We start from the raw sequence: 18723 nt of genomic DNA, 5'->3' as shown, positions 1-18723 counted from the left end.
CGGCGGATCTGCGACGTCAGCGCGCGCGGGGCTCGTACCGCCTCGGCGGGAAGGCGCGCGCGACGAGCGCGCGCAGGTCCTCGAGCGATCCGCTCGCGAACCCCTGCGCGCGCGCCTGCACGAGCACGTTGCCGATCGCGGTCGCCTCGACGGGGCCCGCGAGCACCGGAAGCCCCGAGCGATCGGCCGTGCGCCGGCAGAGCAGCTCGTTGAGCGCGCCGCCGCCCACGATGTGGATGGTCTCGACGTCGACGCCCGAGAGCACCGAGGCCTGGCGCACCGCACCGGCGAACGCCTCGGCGAGCGACTCGATGATCGAGCGTGCGAACTCGGCGCGCGTCCGCGGCGCCGGCACGCCGTGCTCGGCGCACCACTCGGCGATGCGTCCGGGCAGGTCGCCGGGCGCGAGGAAGCGCGCGTCGTCGGCGTCGAAGACCGCGACGGGACCGGTGACGGATGCCGCGGCCGCGAGCAGCTCGGCGAGCTCGATGGTCTCGCCGTCGCGTTCCCACCACCGCACGGACTCCGACAGCAGCCACAGGCCCATGACGTTGTGCAGGAACCGCACGCGACCGTCGACGCCGCCCTCGTTCGTGAAGTTCGCCTCGCGCGCGGCATCCGACGTGACCGGATGCTCCAGCTCGACGCCGACGAGGCCCCACGTGCCGCACGAGATGTAGGCGGCCGAGGATGCCTCCATCGGCACGGCGACGACGGCCGAGGCCGTGTCGTGCGAGCCGACGGCGACGACCTCGACGCCGGCGGGTGCGCCGAGCTCGTCGGCGACCGGCGGGCGCAGCGCGCCGAGCGAGTCGCCGGGAGCGACGATCGGCGCGAAGACGGATGCGGGGAACCCCAGCCGTTCGATGAGCTCGTCGTCCCACTCGCCCGAGTGCACGCCGAGGAGACCCGTCGTCGAGGCGTTCGTGCGCTCCGCGAAGCGGCCGCCCGTCAGCTGGAACCCGATGAGGTCGGGCACGAGGAGCAGCGAGTCGGCGAGGCCGAGCCATCCGCCGTCGCCGGATCCGCCGTCGCCCGCCCCGCTGTCGGGCCCGGCGCTTTCCGCGGCCAGCTGGTACACCGTGTTGAACGGCAGGAACTGCAGGCCGTTGCGGCGGTACAGCTCCTCGAACGGAACACGGCGGTGCACCCGCTCGACCGCGGCGGCGTTGCGGTCGTCGCGGTAGTGGAACGGCTCGCCGAGCAGGCGTCCGCCGCGCAGCAGCCCGTAGTCGACCGCCCAGGAGTCGATGCCGATCGAGGCGACCGAGGGGTCGCGCCGGAACGCGTCGGCGAGCCCGCGGGTGAGGTCGCGGTAGAGCCCGGTGAAATCCCAGTGCAGGCCCGAGGCGAGGCGCACTGGACCGTTCGGGAAGCGCGCGACGTGGTCGAGCTCGAGCGTGCCGGCGGACTGGTCGACGCGACCGAGGATCACCCGCCCGCTCGTCGCCCCGAGGTCGACCGCGGCGACCGTTCCCGCCGCCTGCGGGCGCCCGCCGAACGCGCTCATCGCAGGAACGCGGCCGCGACCCCGGCGTCGACCGGGATGTGCAGGCCCGTCGTGTGGCTGAGCTCGGGTCCCGTCAGCACGATCACCGCGTTCGCGACGTGCTCGGGGAGCACTTCGCGCTTGAGGATCGTGCGCTGGGCGTAGAACTTGCCGAGGTCCTCCTCGGGGATGCCGTACGTCTTCGCCCGGTTCGCACCCCAGCCCGAGGCGAAGATGCCCGAGCCGCGCACGACTCCGTCGGGGTTGATGCCGTTGACCTTGATGCCGTACTCGCCGAGCTCGACCGCGAGCAGCCGCACCTGGTGCGCCTGGTCGGCCTTCGTCGCCGAGTAGGCGATGTTGTTGGGCCCCGCGAACACCGAGTTCTTGGACGAGATGTAGACGATGTCGCCGCCGAGGTCCTGCTCGATCAAGACGCGGGCCGCCGCCTTCGACACCAGGAACGAGCCCTTCGCCATGACGTCGTGCTGGAGGTCCCAGTCGGCCTCGGTCGTCTCGAGGAGCGGCTTCGACAGCGAGAGTCCGGCGTTGTTCACGACGAGGTCGAGGCCGCCGAACGCGAGCACGGCCTCGTCGATCGCCGACTGCACGGCCGAGGCATCCGTCACGTTCGCGGCGACGCCGATCGCGACATCCGTCGACCCGATCTCGGCGGCGGCGGCCTGCGCCTTCTCGAGGTCGAGGTCGGCGATGACGACGCACGCGCCCTCGGCGGCGAGCCGCGTCGCGATCGCCTTGCCGATGCCCGACGCGGCGCCCGTGACGAGCGCGATGCGCGTCGCGTGCGGCTTGGGCTTCGGCATCCGTTGGAGCTTCGCCTCCTCGAGCGCCCAGTATTCGATCGCGAACTTCTCGGCGTCGCTGATGGGGGAGTAGGTCGAGACCGACTCCGCGCCGCGCATGACGTTGATCGCGTTGACGTAGAACTCGCCCGCGACGCGCGCCGTCTGCTTGTTCGCGCCGAAGCTGAACATGCCGACGCCGGGCACGAGCACGATCGCCGGGTCGGCGCCGCGGATCGCGGGGCTCGCGTCGGTGGCGTACGCGTCGTAGTACGCGCGGTAGTCGGCGCGGTACTGCTCGTGCAGCTCCTTGAGGCGCGCGATGCTCTCCTCGACACTCGCCGACGCGGGCAGGTCGAGCACGAGCGGCTTCACCTTGGTGCGCAGGAAGTGGTCGGGGCAGCTGGTGCCGAGCGTGGCGAGCGGTGCGAGCTTCTCGCGGCTCAGGAACTCGAGCACCACGTCGTCGTCGGTGAAGTGGCCGACCATGGGGCGGTCGTGGCTCGCGAGCCCGCGGATCGTCGGCGCGAGCGCGGCCGCCTTCGCGCGGCGTTCGGATGCCTCGAGCGGCTCGTATCCCGGCACGACGGCGCCGAACGGCTCGGATGCCCCGTGCTCGGCGAGGTACGCGGCGGCGGTGTCGATGATCCAGAGCGAGTTGCGCTCGCTCTCCTCCGACGTGTCGCCCCACGCGGTGATGCCGTGGCCGCCGAGGATGCATCCGATCGCCTGCGGGTTCGCCGCCTTGATCTCGGCGATGTCGAGCCCGAGCTGGAAGCCGGGCCGGCGCCACGGCACCCAGACGACCCGGTCGCCGAAGATCTTCGCCGTGAGCTCCTCGCCGTCGGCCGCGGTGGCGATCGCGATGCCGGAGTCGGGGTGCAGGTGGTCGACGTGCGCCGCGTCGACGAGGCCGTGCATGGCCGTGTCGATCGACGGCGCCGCGCCGCCCTTGCCGTGCAGCGTGTAGTCGAACGCGGCGACCATCTCGTCTTCGCGGTCGACGCCGGGGTACACGTCGACGAGTGCGCGCAGGCGGTCGAGGCGCAGCACCGCGAGACCCTGCTCGGTGAGCGTGCCGAGGTCGCCGCCCGAGCCCTTGACCCACATCAGCTCGACGGGCTCGCCGGTGACCGGGTCGGTCTCGGTGCCCTTGGCCGACGTGTTGCCGCCGGCGTAGTTCGTGTTCTTCGGGTCGGCGCCGAGGCGGTTCGACCGCGCGATGAGCTCGGCAGCTGCCTGGTTCGTCATGGTGTGTCCTTCGTCGTGAGTTCTGTCGGTCGAGTCGGCCGCGAAGCCGCCGTATCGAGGCCCGGCGGTGCGGCTCAGGCGCCCCAGCCGGCCTGCACGCCGCCCACGCGGTCGGCCGCGATCTGCGCGAGGTAGCCCGACTCGGCGAACGCGGCCATCGGATCGGCCGGCAGGCCGCGCGACTCGCGCCACTCGGCCAGGGCGGGGCGCACGTCGGTGTAGAACGCGTCCATGAAGATGCGGTTGGCCTCGAGCACGTCACCCGAGCGCTGGGCGGCGGCGAGGGCCTCGCGGTCGACGAGGAGTGCGCGGGCGGTCATCTCCTGCACGTTCAGGACGCTGCGGATCTGGCCCGGGATCTTGTCCTCCACGTTGTGGCACTGGTCGAGCATGAACGCGACGTCGGGGTTGTTGAGACCGCCGCCGCGGAGCACCTCGAACACGATCCGGAACAGCTGGAACGGGTCGGCCGCGCCCACGATCAGGTCGTCGTCGGCGTAGAACCGCGAGTTGAAGTCGAACGAGCCCAGCTTGCCGAGCCGCAGCAGCTGCATGACGATGAACTCGATGTTCGTGCCCGGCGCGTGGTGGCCCGTGTCGAGGCAGACCATGGCCTTCTCGCCGAGCGCGGCGACCTGGGCGTAGCTCGTGCCCCAGTCCGGGACATCCGTGTGGTAGAACGCCGGCTCGAAGAACTTGTACTCGAGCACGAGGCGCTGGTCGTCGCCGAGTCGCGCGTAGATCTCCTGGAGCGACTCGTGCAGGCGATCCTGCCGGCCGCGCAGGTCGGCCTGGCCCGGGTAGTTCGAGCCCTCGGCGAGCCAGATCTTGAGGTCGCGCGAACCGGTCGCGTGCATGATGTCGATGCACTCGAAGTGGTGGTCGATCGCCTTGCGGCGCACCGCGGCGTCTTCGTGCGTGAGGGCGCCGAACTTGTAGTCGTCGTCCTGGAACGTGTTCGAGTTGATCGTGCCGAGCTCGACGCCGAGCCCTTCGGCGTGGCGCTTGAGCGCGTCGTAGTCGTCGACGCGGTCCCACGGGATGTGCAGCGCGACCGTGGGCGCGAGCGCGGTGTAGCGGTGCACCTGCGCGGCATCCGCGATCTTCTCGTAGGGGTCGCGCGGCGTGCCGGGGGTCGCGAAGACCTTGAACCGGGTGCCTGAGTTGCCGAACGCCCAGCTGGGCAGCTCGATCGCCTGCTTCGCCAGCTCGGCCTGGACGGCCTCGGAGAGGATGCTCACGGTGTTCCTGCTTTCTTTCGGTCGGATGTCTCGGGCTCAGCGCTCGTCGGCGAGTGCGGCGAGCTGGTCTTCGAGGTGGAACACCTCGGGGAGTCGAGGCGCGCCCTGGTCGGGGCGGGTGCCGTCGAGGGCGACGAAGAACGGCGCCATGTCGGCCTCCCACGCGGCGGTGCGCGGATCGGTCTCGAGCGCGCGCTGGGATGCCTCGTCGTCATCGGTCTCGTAGTAGCCGATGAGCAGTCCGTCGTCGCGGAGGAAGAGCGAGTAGTTGCGCCGGCCGGATGCCTCGATCGCGCGCAGCATCTCGGGCCACACGGCGGCGTGCCGCTCGCGGTACTCGTCGAGGCGCGAGGGGTCGACCTGCAGCTGGAAGCAGACGCGCTGCGGGGTGGTGTCGTCGCTCATCGTCGAACAGCTCGCTTCTCTCTGTCATCCGGATGGCACCGGGTGAATGAATCGTTTCAAGCATAAGTCGAGCCGAGCCGGATGCGCAACCGCCCCCACCGCGAAGCTTCCGGAGCGCTTCGATGACCGTGTCCGCCGACTACATTCAGTCGGCCGACAACATTGAAACGAAGCAAGCGATCGAGCGCTCGCCATCACGCGGCTTCGGGCGCCCGTGGCCGGCATCTGCGCATCCCAGCAGCGGAAGGGCGCTCCAACGTGAATCCGCTTGACCGGCACCTTCACCTGAAACGTCTCAAGAGTTTCAATCGCGTCGGTTGACCTTCGGGATGCATCGTGGCAGCATGTCTGCGGGCCATGAAACGATTCAGCCCTCAATGTGGAGGTGAGTATGGCGGAGCAGTCCGTCCCGGGATCGGATGAGCCGAACGAGCCCCTGCTCCGGCTGCAGCACGGAGCCAAGACCTTCGGTCCGGTGGTCGCACTCGCCGACGGCACGGTCGAACTGCGCGCGGGCGAGATCCACGCGCTCGTCGGCGAGAACGGCGCCGGCAAGTCCACGCTCGTGAAGATCCTCGCCGGGCTCTATCACCCCGATGCCGGCGACTTCCAGGTCGCCGGCCGACCCGTCGCCTTCCGCTCCGTCGCCGACAGCAAGGCCGCGGGCATCTCGGTCATCTACCAGGAACCGACGCTCTTCCCGGACCTCACCGTCGCCGAGAATATCTTCATCGGGCGGCAGCCCCGTGGTGCGCTCGGGCTCATCAGCCGCAAGGCCATGCGTTCGGCCGCACGCGAACTCTTCGACCAGCTCGGCGTGCCGATCGATCCCGACCGCATCGCCGAGGGGCTCTCGATCGCCGACCAGCAGATCATCGAGATCGCGAAGGCGCTCTCGCTCGACGCACGGGTGCTCATCATGGATGAGCCGACCGCCGCGTTGTCGGGCGTCGAGGTCGAACGCCTGTTCGCCGTCGCGCGGAGCCTGCGTGATCGCGGCGCCGGCATCCTGTTCATCTCCCACCGGTTCGACGAGGTCTTCGCGCTCACCGACCGCATCACCGTGATGCGCGACGGCCGATACATCGCGACGCACGACACGGCGTCCGTCAGGGTCGAGCAGATCGTGCGCGAGATGGTCGGCCGCGATATCGACCAGCTCTTCCCGAAGGAGGAGGCCGTCATCGGGAACGCCATGCTCCGCGTGAAGGGCCTCGCTCGCGCGGGCGTCTTCAGCGGCATCGACCTCGAGGTGCGCACGGGCGAGATCGTCGCGCTCGCCGGACTCGTCGGGGCCGGCCGCACCGAGGTCGCGCGTGCGGTGTTCGGCATCGATCCGTACGACGAGGGCACCGTCGAGCTCGCCGGCCGGCGGCTGAAGCCGGGCGATCCGCAGGCGGCGATCGACGCGGGCGCCGGGTTCGTGCCCGAGGACCGTCGCAAGCAGGGTCTCGTCATGGACCTCTCGGTCGCTCGCAACCTCACCCTCACCCTGCGCAACTCGCTCGCCCGGTTCGGTCTCATCGACGCTCGGCGAGAGCAACGCACCGCTGCCGAATGGTCGAAGCGGCTGCAGGTGAAGACCGGCTCGCAGGAGTACGCGGTCTCGACGCTCTCGGGCGGCAACCAGCAGAAGGTCGTCCTCGCCAAGTGGCTCGCCACCGAGCCGAAGCTCCTCATCGTCGATGAGCCGACGCGCGGCATCGACGTCGGCACGAAATCCGACGTGCACCGCCTGCTCTCCGACCTCGCAGGTCGCGGCATCGCGATACTCATGATCTCCTCGGAGCTGCCCGAGGTCCTCGGCATGGCCGACCGCGTGCTCGTCATGCACGAGGGACGCATCACCGCGGAGCTCTCCCGCGAGGACGCGACCCCCGAGAGCGTCATGCACGCCGCCACCGCGTCCATGGAGGGTGCCAAGTGACCACGACCGAGACCAGGCCGCCCTCGGCGGCGCAGCCGGAAGCGAAACGGAACTCGCCGCTGTCCGCCGTGCTGCGTGCCCGAGAGCTGCCGGTCGCCCTCGCCCTCGTCATCCTCGTGACGGTGACGGCGATCGCGAATCCGCTGTTCCTGAGCCCGCAGGGCGTGAAGGACCTGCTCCTGAATGCGACGATCATCGTGATCCTCGCGGTCGGCCAGGCGATCGTCATCATCACGCGCAACGTCGACCTGTCGGTCGGCTCGATCCTCGGACTCGTCGCGTTCATGACGGGCTCGCTGTTCGCGAACGTCGAGGGCATCCCCATCCCCGTCGTGTTCCTGGCGGGACTCGCTCTCGGCGCCGTGCTCGGCGCGATCAACGGCCTCCTCGTGACGCTGGCGAAGGTGCCCGCGCTCGTCATCACGCTCGGAACGCTCTACATCTACCGCGGCGTGAACAACGCCTGGGCGGGCGGCACCCAGTACTTCGCCGGCGATCGGCCCGACGCCTTCGGCGCGCTCTCGGTCGACACGTTCCTCGGGTTCCCGGTCATCACCCTGCTCGCTCTCGTCGTCGTGGTCGTCGTCGGCGTCTTCCTCGCCGGTGCCCGCTCCGGCCGAGACCTCTACGCGATCGGCTCCGACCCCGAGGCCGCACGCGTGTTCGGCCTCCCCGTCGGGCGCCGCGTGTTCCTCGCGTTCGTGACCAATGGCCTGCTCGCCGGCCTCGCGGGCGTCCTGTACGCGTCCCGCTTCAACTCGGTCGGGGCGACGACGGGCTCGGGCATGGAGCTGGACGTGGTCGCCGCCGCCGTCGTGGGAGGGGTCGCGATCTTCGGCGGCAGCGGCTCGGTGTTCGGCGCGGCGATCGGCGCGATCCTGCTCACGACGATCACGAGCGCGCTCACCGCGCTCCGCGTCGACAAGTTCTGGCAGCAGGCGATCGTCGGCGTCCTGATCCTCGCCGCGATCATCATCGACCGCATCGCGAGCGTGCGAACAGCCAGGAAGCTGCGAATCAGTGAGGCCCGAGATGTCTGATCCCGTGAAGACCGCCCCTGTGCCCGAGCGCGTCGACGGCACGACCGTGCTCGAGGCCGAACCCAAGGGCCGGACCGGCTGGGCCCGCGTGCTGCTCGGCCGCGACGCCGTGATGATCTACGCCCTCATCGTCGTCATCGTGATCGCGATGATCGCCGTGCCGAGGTTCGCCTCACCCGTCACGACCGGGTTCCTGCTGCTCGACGTGATCCCCGTGCTGCTCATCGCGATGCCCATGACGCTGGTCATCATCACCGGCGAGATCGACCTGTCGGTGGCGAGCATCGCCGGCCTGACCAGCGCGATCATGGGCGTGCTGTGGCAGGCCGGCTTCGACATCGGCATCGTGCTGGTCATCAGCGTGCTCGCGGGCGTGGTTGCCGGAGCCGTCAACGGCTTCCTCGTGGCCGTCGTGGGACTGCCGTCGCTCGCGGTCACGATCGGCACGCTCGCGCTCTTCCGAGGCCTCGCCCTCGTCGTCATCGGCGACAACGCCGTCGCGAACTTCCCACCGGAGCTCACCGCGTTCTTCACCTCGAAGCTCGGCGCGACCGGCATCCCGACCGTCATGGTCGGCGTCGTCGTCGTCATCCTCTTCTTCGGCGTGCTGCTGCACCTCACCCCATTCGGTCGCGGACTGTACGCACTCGGCTACAGCCAGGAGGCCGCGCGATTCGTCGGCATCAAGGTCGCACGCGCGAAGCTCTGGCTGTTCGTCGGCACGGGGACCGTCTCGGCCCTCGCCGGCGTCTACTGGACGCTTCGCTATTCGAGTGCCCGCTCCGACAACGCGAGCGGCCTCGAGCTCGCCGTCATCGCCGCGGTGCTGCTCGGCGGTGTGTCGATCTTCGGCGGCAAGGGTTCGATTCCCGGCGTCGTCGCGGCCGTCCTGCTCATCGGCGTGATCAACTACGCGCTCAGGCTCGGCCGCGTCTCCGATGTCGTCCTGATCATCGTCACGGGCTCCCTCCTCATCGCCTCCGTCGTCGCGCCCAGCGTGTTCGGGGCGATCTCGAAGTGGCGGCACGACCGACGCGTGCATCGAGAACTCCCCCAGGCCACCACCTCGGGAGCAGCGAGCGCCTAGCACCGGCGCCTCACGAAAGGAAGAACAATGGAGTTGATCCGCAATCGGACCGGGAAGACCCCCGGTCGACGCCGCATCGCGTCGTTCGCAGCCCTCGCAGCAACCGTCGCACTCATCGCGACCGGATGCGCCGGCGGAGGCGACGACGGCGGGGGCGGTTCCGGGGCTGAGGGTGAGCAGACCATCACGTTCATCCCGAAGCAGCTCAACAACCCGTACACCGACGTCGTGCTCGGCGGCGGCGAGGAGGGCGCCGAGGCCGCCGGCTTCGCCTCCAGCCAGGTCGTGGGCCCGCTCGACGCGAGCGCGTCGAGCCAGGTCTCGTTCATCAACGCCGAGACGCAGGCGGGCACGAACGTCATCGTGATCGCGGCCAACGACCCCGATGCCGTCTGCTCCGCGCTCGAGGAGGCGCGCACCGGCGGCGCGAAGATCGTCGCGTTCGACTCGGACACGAACCCGGACTGCCGCGACGTGTTCATCAGCCAGGTCGTCGCGAAGGACGTCGCGCTCATCCAGGTCGAGCTCATCGCCGAGCAGATCGGCGGGTCGGGAGAGATCGCGATCCTCTCGGCGACGGCGAACGCGACCAACCAGAACGAGTGGATCAAGTACATGGAGGAGGAGCTCGCCTCCAACCCCGAGTACGCCGACATCGAGCTCGTCGCGAAGGTCTACGGCGACGACGACGACACCAAGTCGTTCCAGGAGGCGCAGGGCCTCATGCAGGCGTACCCGAACCTCAAGGGCATCATCTCGCCCACGACGGTCGGCATCGCAGCGACGGCACGTTACCTCTCGACCTCGGAGTACAAGGGCAAGGTCGCGCTGACCGGCCTCGGCCTGCCCAACGAGATGCGTCCGTTCGTGAAGGACGGAACCGTCACCGAGTTCGCCCTGTGGGACCCGGCGCAGCTCGGCTACGTCGCCGCGTTCGCCGGCAAGGCGCTGGCCGACGGAGACATCACCGGTGAGGTCGGGGACACGTTCGAAGCCGGCGAGCTCGGCGAGCGGGAGATCGGCGACGGCGGGATCGTCATCGTCGGCCCGCCGACGGTGTTCAACGCCGACAACATCGACGACTACGACTTCTAGTCGCCGCTGTCCTCGAACGAGCACGGATGCCGCGTGGCGAGCCCGCGGGCGAGCCACGCGGCATCCGCGCCCACCGAACTTCGCGAAGGAGCACCATGACCGCCTCGATCGAACACCTGCTGCCGCCCAAGGTGCGGCGCAAGCCCCGCATCGGCCTCGTCGCCGGAGGACTCGGCACGTACTGGCCGCAGTTCCCGGATCTGCTGCCGCAGCTGCAGGAGTCGGCGCGGTACGTCTCGGAGCGATTCCAGGGGATGGACGCCGAGGTGACCGACGTCGGGTTCATCTCCGACGCGGAGGAAGGGGCCGTGGCCGCCGAGCGGCTTCGGCAGGCCGACTGCGACCTGATCGTGCTGTTCCTCACCACCTACCTCACCAGTTCGATGGTGCTGCCGATCGCGCAGCGCGCGAACACCCCGGTGCTCGTCATCGACCTCCAGCCGACCGAGAAGATGGACCATGCCTCGTTCGACACGGGCGCGTGGCTGGCGTACTGCGGCCAGTGCCCCGTCCCCGAGGTCGGCAACGTGTTCCGCCGCGCGGGAATCCCCTTCCGCTCGGTATCGGGGTGGTTGCGGCAGGAATCCGCGTGGGAGCGCATCGGACGCTGGATCCACGCCGCGCACGTGCGTGCGGCGCTGCGGCACGCCCGCCACGGGCTCATGGGCCACGTCTACCCCGGCATGCTCGACGTCTCGACCGATCTCACCCTGCTTCCCGTCACCTTCGGCTCGCACGTCGAGGTGCTTGAATTCGACGACCTCCGGGTGCGCGTCGACGAGGTGACCGACGCGCAGGTCGCCGAACGCATGGCGCTCGCCCGCGAGATCTTCACCCTCGACGACACGGTGGTCGACGAGGACTTCGCGTGGGGCGCTCGCGTGTCGGTCGGCCTCGATCGCCTCGTCGACGACTTCGACCTCGACTCGCTCGCGTACTACCACCGCGGTCTGGCCGGCGAGCAGCACGAGCGCCTGGGGGCCGGCATGATCCTCGGCGCGTCGCTGCTCACGGCACGTGGCATCCCCGCGACGGGCGAATACGAGTTGCGCACGACGGTCGCTCAGCTCGCGACCCAGGTGGTCGGCGCCGGCGGTTCGTTCTGCGAGATCCAGGCGCTCAACTTCGAAGACGGTGTCGTCGAGATGGGGCATGACGGACCCGCTCACCTCGCCGTCTCGAGCCGCGACCCGCTGTTGCGGGGGCTCGGCGTCTACCACGGCAAGCGCGGGTGGGGCGTGTCGGTCGAATTCGACGTGCAGCACGGCCCGGTGACCCTGCTCGGGCTCGGGCAGGACCGCGACGGCGCGCTCGCGTTCGTGGCCTCCGAGGGCACCGTCGTGCCGGGCCCGTTGCTCGAGATCGGCAACACCACCAGCCGCGTCGACTTCGGCCGCGACCCTGGCGAGTGGGTCGACGAATGGTCGGCGACGGGGATCGGGCACCACTGGTCGCTCTCGATCGGGCATCGGGCCGGCGACTACGCGGCCGCGGCCTCGCTGCTCGGCATCGACTTCCGGCAGGTGTGAACATGGCCTTCGAGCGTGTGTGCTTCCAGCTGCAGGTCAAGCCCGAGCGCATCGACGAGTACCGCGAACGCCATGCCGCCGTCTGGCCGGACATGCTCGAGGCGTTGCGACGGAGCGGCTGGCGCAACTACTCGCTGTTCCTGCGCGACGACGGCCTGCTGATCGGCTACGTCGAGACGACATCGTTCGCCGACGCGCAGGCCGCCATGGCCGCCACCGAGGTCAATGCGCGCTGGCAGGCCGAGATGGGCGAGTTCTTCGTCGACCTCGAGGTTTCGCCCGACGAGGGCTTCGTGCGGCTCACCGAGGTGTTCCACCTCGAGGATCAGCTCGCCGCCCTCGACGAGTGATCACCGGGGCCGCTTGGAGCAGCAGATGACGACCACCAGACAGCCGGGGCTCGTGTCCGTCGCCCGGCATGCCGGGGTCTCGGTGGGGACCGTCTCCAACACGATCAACCGTCCTCACCTCGTCGCGGCCGAGACCAAGGCCCGGGTCCGTGCGTCGATCGCGGCGTTGGGATACGTGCCGAACCGGGCCGCGGCCGCGCTGCGCCGGGGGTCGAACCCGATCATCGGGCTCGTGATCCCCGACGTCATGAACGCGTTCTACGCCGCGATCGTGGACGCGGTCGTGGAGGCGGCCGACCGGCACCGGTACGCCGTCTCGTTGTGCGTCAGCCACGACGATCCCGACCGCGAGCGACGCCACTTCGAACTCCTCGCCGAACAGCGCGCCGCCGGCGCGCTCGTGGTGCCGGTCGACGCGGACCGCTCGCGACTCGCACAGCTCCGCGCCTTCGGGACGAGGCTCGTCCTGGTCGACCGGCGCGCCGAAGAGGCCGAGGGGTGCTCCGTCGCCGTCGACGATGTGCTCGGGGGATATCTGGCGGTCAGCCACCTGCTGCAGGGCCAGGGGAACGGTGTCACGATCGTGAACGGACATCCGGCGATCCCGCAGTGCCACGACCGCCGAGAAGGGGCTCGCGACGCGCTCGTGGAGGCGGGGCGGAATCCCGACAGCCTCATCGAGTTCGTCGTCGCCACGATGAACTTCGCCGCCGGCGTCGAGGTCGCCCGTCGCATCGTCGCGCAGGACGCGCCGCGCCGCATCTTCTGCATCAACGACCAGCTGGCATTGGGGGTCATCGAGGGGCTGACGGCGCAGGGGCTCCGGGTGCCGGAGGATGCGAGTGTCATCGGATACGGCGACCTCGGGCTCGGGGCGTCGAGCCGCCTTTCGACCGTCGGGCAACCGAAGCACGAGATGGGAGACGAGGCGGTGCGGAAGCTCCTGGACGAGCTGATGGATGGCGAGTCCCACGTGCATACCGCAACGGTGTTCCCGCCGCACCTGATAGTCCGAGGGACGAGCTCGCACGCCCACGACCTCACGGTCGCGTGATCCGCCATGTCGGAAGCGAGCGATTCGGCGACCGATCACCGATCGTCGCTCTGGCATCATGACTGTGCAGCCGAGCCATCGGCAGAGGGGACCATCCCATGGCCGTCAGCGTGAAGGACGTCGCGATCGCGGCATCCGTCTCCGTGGGCACCGTCTCGAACGTGCTCAACCGGCCCGACAAGGTCGCGCCGGCCACCGTCGCGCGCGTGCTCGCCGCCATCGACGAACTCGGCTTCGTGCGCAACGACGCCGCACGGCAGCTCCGCGCCGGCCGCAGCCGCTCGATCGGGCTCGTCGTGCTCGACGTGCGCAACCCGTTCTTCACCGACGTCGCCCGCGGCGCCGAAGATCGCGCGGCGCGCGACGGCATGGCCGTGCTGCTCGGCAACAGCGATGAAGACGGCGTGCGCGAGGGCGCCTACCTCGACCTGTTCGAGGAGCAGCGCGTGCACGGCGTGCTCATCTCGCCGCTGGCCGACGACCTGCCGAGGCTCGAGCGGCTGCGTTCGCGCGGCACGCCCGTCGTGCTCGTCGACCGCGAGGCGCCCGATCGGAGCTTCTCGTCGGTCTCGGTCGACGACGTCGTCGGCGGTCGCCTGGCCGTGCGGCACCTGCTCGACACCGGCCGCCGGCGCATCGCGTTCGTCGGCGGACCGGTCGGCATCCGCCAGGTTGCCGACCGGCTCGCCGGCGCGCGGCAGGCGGTCGCCGAGGTTCCGGATGCCACGCTCGAGGTGATCCCGACCGACTCGCTCTCGGTGCTGCAGGGGCGCGCGGCGGGCGAGGGGATTCGCGGGCGCGGCGCCGCCGACCGCCCCGACGCGGTGTTCGCGGCCAACGACCTGCTGGCGATGGGCGTGCTCCAGGCGCTCAGCATGATGGGCGCCGTGCGCGTGCCCGACGACGTCGCCCTGATCGGCTACGACGACATCGACTTCGCGTCGGCCGCGGTCGTGCCGCTGAGCTCGATCCGCCAGCCCGCCGCGCGCATCGGCCACACCGCGGTCGACCTGCTGCTCCGCGAGGCCGCCGAGGGCGAGGCCTTCGCGCCCGAGCAGGTCGTGTTCCAGCCCGAGCTGGTCGTCCGCGAATCGACGGCAGCGGTCACACGGCGCTGAGCCCGCCGGCCGGCGGGGTAGTGTCGTCGGGATGTCCGAGAACCACCCCGCCATCGAGCGGCTCTTCACCCAGACGCTGGCCCGCAACCCCGGCGAGGCCGAGTTCCACCAGGCGGTCCGCGAGGTCTTCGACTCCCTCGATCGCGTGCTTCAGAAGCATCCGGAATACGCCGAAGCGTCGATCCTCGAGCGGATCTGCGAGCCCGAGCGCCAGCTGATCTTCCGCGTGCCGTGGACCGACGACCGCGGACGCGTGCAGATCAATCGCGGCTTCCGCGTGCAGTTCAACTCGGCGCTCGGCCCGTACAAGGGCGGCCTGCGGTTCCACCCGAGCGTGCTGCTCGGCACGGTGAAGTTCCTGGGCTTCGAGCAGATCTTCAAGAACGCGCTCACCGGGCTGCCGATCGGCGGCGGCAAGGGCGGCAGCGACTTCGACCCGAAGGGCCGCAGCGACGCCGAGGTCATGCGGTTCTGCCAGTCGTTCATGACCGAGGCGTACCGCCACATCGGCGAGTACACCGACGTGCCCGCTGGCGACATCGGCGTGGGCCGTCGTGAGATCGGCTACCTGTTCGGCCAGTACAAGCGGCTCACCAACCGCTACGAGTCGGGCGTGCTGACGGGCAAGGGCATCACCTGGGGCGGCTCGCTCGTGCGCACGGAGGCGACCGGCTACGGCGTCGTCTTCTTCACGCAGCACCTGCTCGCGACGCGGGGCCGCTCGTTCGACGGGGCGCGCGTGCTCGTCTCGGGTTCGGGCAACGTCGCGATCTACGCGATCGAACAGGTGCAGGCGCAGGGCGGCATCGTCATCGGCGCCTCCGACTCGAGCGGCTCGATCCACGACCCCGACGGCATCGACCTCGACCTGCTCCGCGAGATCAAGGAGATCCGTCGCGGCCGCATCGAGGAGTACGTCGCGGCCCGAGGCGGTCGCGCCGAGTTCCGGGCGGATGCCTCGGTCTGGTCCATCGCCGACGACCACGCCGTCGACGTGGCGCTCCCTTGCGCGACGCAGAACGAACTCGACGCCGACGCGGCGGCGGCACTCGTCCGGGCCGGAGTCGCCGCGGTCGCCGAGGGCGCCAACATGCCGACGACGCCGGGCGGCATCCGAGCGTTCCGCGAGGCCGGCGTGCTCTTCGGTCCCGGCAAGGCGGCGAACGCGGGCGGCGTCGCGACGAGCGCGCTCGAGATGCAGCAGAACGCGTCGCGCGACTCGTGGAGCTTCGAGTACACCGAGGAGCGGCTCGCGGGCATCATGCGCGACATCCACGAGCGCTGCGCCGAGACCGCCGACGAGTACGGCGCGCCCGGCGACTATGTGGTCGGCGCGAACATCGCCGGGTTCACGCGCGTCGCCGACGCGATGCTCGCCCTCGGCGTCATCTGACCGCTGCGGCCCTGCCGCGGCGAGCCCGCGCGCACGACGCCGGTCAGCGGCTCGGCACCCGCCCCGCCAGCACGTCGTCGCGGTCGGCCTCGGCCGAGGCATCCGCCGCCTGTGCGACGTAGGTGTCGACGACCGGTTCGGAGGCCCCCGCGACCGGGATCGCGGCCGTCGGCAGCGTCGCGATCGCCGCGGTCGGGGCATCCGCGAATCGGATCGCCGGCGCGAAGCGTCGCTCGGGATGCCGCACCACGCGCATGCCGCGCGCGACGATCAGCCAGGCGAGGCCGATGAGCGCAGCGACGGCGGCAGCGATGGCGGCGATGCCGAGCGCCCAGCGCGGGCCCCATCCGTTCGCGACGGCGCCCACGATCGGGGCGCCGACGGGCGTACCGCCCGAGAGGATCGCCATGTAGATCGCCATCACGCGACCGCGCAGCACCGGGTCGGTCGTGGTCTGCACGTAGCCGTTCGCGGTCGTGAGGATCGTGACGGCCGTGAAACCGATGAGGATCGTCGAGGCAGCGAACATCCAGTAGTCGGGCATGACCGCCGAGAGCGCCGCGGCGATGCCGAACGCGCCCGTCGCGAGGATGACCACGCGCAGGCGGGCGCGCTCGCGCCGCGCCGCGAGCAGCGCGCCGGTGAGGGAGCCGATCGCGATGATCGAGTTGAGCACGCCGTACTCGCCCGCGCCCCGGCCGAACTCGACCGCCATCGTCGACGAGAAGATCGGGAAGTTCATGCCGAACGCCCCGACCAGGAAGACGATCACGAACACGACCAGCAGGTCGGGGCGCCCGAGCGCGTAGCGGAACCCGGCGACGAACGCGCCCCGCTGCTGCGCCGCGCGCGGCACGCGCCGCATCGGCCGTCGCAGCAGCACGAGCAGGGCGCCGATCACGGCCAGGAAGGTGAACGCGTTCACGATGAACACCCAGCCCGAGCCCACGACGACGATCGCGAGGCCCGCGAGGGCCGGGCCGATCATGCGCGCGGCGTTGAAGGACGCGGAGTTCAGGGCGACCGCGTTCGACATGTCGGAGCCGGCGACCAGGTCGGCGACGAAGGTCTGGCGCGCGGGGATGTCGACGGCGTTCACGACGCCGAGAAGGCCGGCGAAGACGTAGAGATGCCAGAGTTCGGCATGGCCGAGCAGGAGGAGCAGCCCCAGCGCGACGCCGAGCAGCATCATCGCCGACTGCGTGACGAGCAGGACCTTGCGGCGATCGAACCGGTCGGCGATGAGGCCCGTGACGGGCACGAGCAGCAGTTGCGGGCCGAACTGCAGCGCCATGGTGAGCCCCACCGCGAGGGCGTCGTTGTCGCTCAGCTCGGTGAGCACGACCCAGTTCTGCGCGGTCGACTGCATCCACGCGCCGACGTTCGACACGAGCGCGCCGACGAACCAGATGCGGTAGTCGACGTGACGGAGGGAGCGGAACATGGCACTCACTGGTCGGTGAGCCTCCCGAGGATCGCGGTGGCCTTGGCGAGCGTCTCGCGCTCGTCGGCGGTGAGCGCGGCGAAGCGCTTGGCGAGCCACGCGTCGCGACGCCGGCGGGTCTCGCGCACGACGGCCTCGCCGGCCGGGGTCGTGCGCAGCAGCACCTTGCGCCCGTCGTCGGGCGAGCCCTCGCGCAGGACGTAGCCGGCGTCGACGAGGCAGTTGACCGTGCGGTTCATCGACGGGGGAGTGACGCGTTCGAGCTCGGCGAGTCGGCCGACGGTGAGCGAGCCCTCGCTCGCGGTCCACGCGAGGGCCGAGTACTGCGTGCCGCTCAGCTCGGTGTCGGCGCGCTCCTGGCGGAGCCGGCGGGCGAGGCGCATGACCGCGAGGCGGAGCTCGGTGCTCTGCTCGGCGAGGGTCGTGCGGCGGGCCCTCGGGCTCGCGGGAAGAAGGTCGGTCACCTCCTTAGCCTAACAAATTAGCCTCGCTAATGAAATTCGCCATTCAGGTCAAGAGCCGTGTCGCACCGGCTTCTGCCGTATGGCGTGGCCGACTCGCCGTACGCGCACCTGAATTGCGAACCCGGGTCTGCAGCGCGGCTCGGTGCCAGACTGGGCGGATGGCGACCTTCACCGACGGGCACGGCGTGCGCATCCACTACGAGTCCTGGCGGGTGCCCGAGCCCACGGCGGTGATCCAGCTCGTGCACGGGATCGGCGAGCACATCGGTCGCTACGGCGAGCTCGTCGAGGCGCTGAACGGCGCCGGCTACACCGTGTGGGCCGACGACCACCGCGGACACGGCCAGACCGGGTTCGAGCAGCACGGCGGCGACCTCACGCGGATGGGCCGACCCGGGCCCGGGGGGATGAGGGCGGCGATCGCCGGTGTCGAGCGCTTCGGCGAGATCATCCGCGAGGCAGAGGGAGACGAGGTGCCGCTCGTGATCCTCGGGCACTCGTGGGGCTCCTTCATGGCGCAGCACGTCGTCAATCGGCACCCCGACCGCTTCGACGCCGTCGTGCTCAGCGGGACCGCCTGGCTGCAGCTCGGGTACACGAACCTCGGCGACCTCAACAAGCGCTTCGCCCGCTCCGGCGGAACCAGCGTCGAGTGGCTGAGCCGCGATCCGGCCGTCGCCCGGGCCTTCGAGGCCGACCCGTACACGACGAGCCGCACCCTGCAGCAGCTGTTCGGATGGCCGCAGTCGTTCTCGCTGATCACCCGGCCGTCGAAGCTGATCCCGAGCGAGCTGCCGCTGCTCATCCTGGTCGGCGGCGACGACCCGGTCGCCGGTGAGCGCAGCGCCCTCGCGTTGCTGCGTGATTACGTCCGGCGTGCGCACCTCGTCGACGCACAGCTCATCGTCTACGAGGGAGCCCGGCACGAGATCTTCAACGAGACCAACCGCGCCGAGGTGCGCCACGACCTGATCGGATGGCTCGACGCCAGGTTCGCCGTCGACTGAGTGCCGCGCGGCGCGCGACGGCTTGA

The 18723-nt window shown here is 70.4% G+C and carries 16 protein-coding genes; 10 read left to right on the top strand and 6 right to left on the bottom strand.

Features of this window, described 5'->3' with window-relative positions:
- Positions 1–16: 16 nt before the first annotated feature.
- The 4 genes from GE115_RS07630 to GE115_RS07615 form a co-directional block, all read right to left on the bottom strand.
- A complete protein-coding gene (locus tag GE115_RS07630; RefSeq protein ID WP_153684169.1) occupies positions 17–1510 on the bottom strand; it encodes a rhamnulokinase in 1494 nt (497 codons plus the stop codon).
- Positions 1507–3543, bottom strand: a complete 2037-nt coding sequence (locus GE115_RS07625) for a bifunctional aldolase/short-chain dehydrogenase (RefSeq protein ID WP_153684168.1) — start codon at positions 3541–3543, stop codon at positions 1507–1509. Before GE115_RS07625 ends, GE115_RS07630 begins: the two co-directional genes overlap by 4 nt.
- A 74-nt stretch (positions 3544–3617) precedes the next feature.
- Entirely contained in the window at positions 3618–4784 is a 1167-nt protein-coding gene (gene rhaI, locus GE115_RS07620; RefSeq protein WP_312855000.1) for an L-rhamnose isomerase, read from the bottom strand.
- Positions 4785–4820: 36 nt separating this feature from the next.
- Positions 4821–5189 carry an L-rhamnose mutarotase gene (locus GE115_RS07615; protein ID WP_153684167.1) on the bottom strand — a complete coding sequence of 123 codons (369 nt, stop codon included), beginning with the start codon at positions 5187–5189 and terminating at the stop codon, positions 4821–4823.
- 391 nt (positions 5190–5580) lie between these two features.
- On the opposite strand from GE115_RS07615, the gene GE115_RS07610 reads away from it, so the two are divergent.
- From GE115_RS07610 to gdhA, 9 genes are all read left to right on the top strand, one after another.
- Entirely contained in the window at positions 5581–7116 is a 1536-nt protein-coding gene (locus tag GE115_RS07610; RefSeq protein ID WP_153684166.1) for a sugar ABC transporter ATP-binding protein, read from the top strand.
- A complete protein-coding gene (locus GE115_RS07605; protein ID WP_312854999.1) occupies positions 7113–8156 on the top strand; it encodes an ABC transporter permease in 1044 nt (347 codons plus the stop codon). Before GE115_RS07610 ends, GE115_RS07605 begins: the two co-directional genes overlap by 4 nt.
- A complete protein-coding gene (locus tag GE115_RS07600) occupies positions 8149–9243 on the top strand; it encodes an ABC transporter permease (RefSeq protein ID WP_153684165.1) in 1095 nt (364 codons plus the stop codon). The genes GE115_RS07605 and GE115_RS07600 overlap by 8 nt, the downstream gene beginning before the upstream one ends.
- Before the next feature lie 27 nt (positions 9244–9270).
- A complete protein-coding gene (gene rhaS / locus GE115_RS07595) occupies positions 9271–10338 on the top strand; it encodes a rhamnose ABC transporter substrate-binding protein (protein ID WP_153684164.1) in 1068 nt (355 codons plus the stop codon).
- Positions 10339–10433: 95 nt separating this feature from the next.
- Complete coding sequence (locus tag GE115_RS07590) at positions 10434–11867, top strand: L-fucose/L-arabinose isomerase family protein (RefSeq protein WP_153684163.1); 1434 nt, start codon at positions 10434–10436, stop codon at positions 11865–11867.
- A gap of 2 nt (positions 11868–11869) precedes the next feature.
- Positions 11870–12217: an L-rhamnose mutarotase gene (locus tag GE115_RS07585; RefSeq protein WP_153684162.1), complete on the top strand. Its 348-nt coding sequence runs from the start codon at positions 11870–11872 to the stop codon at positions 12215–12217.
- A 25-nt stretch (positions 12218–12242) separates the two neighbouring features.
- A complete protein-coding gene (locus tag GE115_RS07580; protein WP_172979772.1) occupies positions 12243–13271 on the top strand; it encodes a LacI family DNA-binding transcriptional regulator in 1029 nt (342 codons plus the stop codon).
- Positions 13272–13369: 98 nt separating this feature from the next.
- Positions 13370–14389, top strand: a complete 1020-nt coding sequence (locus tag GE115_RS07575) for a LacI family DNA-binding transcriptional regulator (protein ID WP_153684160.1) — start codon at positions 13370–13372, stop codon at positions 14387–14389.
- A 31-nt stretch (positions 14390–14420) separates the two neighbouring features.
- Positions 14421–15782, top strand: coding sequence for an NADP-specific glutamate dehydrogenase (gene gdhA / locus GE115_RS07570; RefSeq protein WP_153684159.1), 1362 nt, complete (start codon positions 14421–14423; stop codon positions 15780–15782).
- A gap of 43 nt (positions 15783–15825) precedes the next feature.
- On the opposite strand, the gene GE115_RS07565 is transcribed toward gdhA, so the two are convergent.
- Positions 15826–17226, bottom strand: a complete 1401-nt coding sequence (locus GE115_RS07565) for an MFS transporter (RefSeq protein WP_153684158.1) — start codon at positions 17224–17226, stop codon at positions 15826–15828.
- A 5-nt stretch (positions 17227–17231) separates the two neighbouring features.
- Positions 17232–17690, bottom strand: coding sequence for a MarR family winged helix-turn-helix transcriptional regulator (locus GE115_RS07560; protein WP_312854998.1), 459 nt, complete (start codon positions 17688–17690; stop codon positions 17232–17234).
- 158 nt (positions 17691–17848) lie between these two features.
- Between GE115_RS07560 and GE115_RS07555 the strand changes: the two genes are divergently transcribed.
- Complete coding sequence (locus tag GE115_RS07555; protein ID WP_153684157.1) at positions 17849–18697, top strand: alpha/beta fold hydrolase; 849 nt, start codon at positions 17849–17851, stop codon at positions 18695–18697.
- The last annotated feature ends 26 nt before the right edge of the window (positions 18698–18723 follow it).

The organism is Agromyces agglutinans (assembly GCF_009647605.1).
Taxonomy (GTDB): domain Bacteria; phylum Actinomycetota; class Actinomycetes; order Actinomycetales; family Microbacteriaceae; genus Agromyces; species Agromyces agglutinans.
The sequence above is the reverse complement of the archived record's forward strand: the minus strand, read 5'-3'. Positions and strand labels throughout refer to the sequence as shown.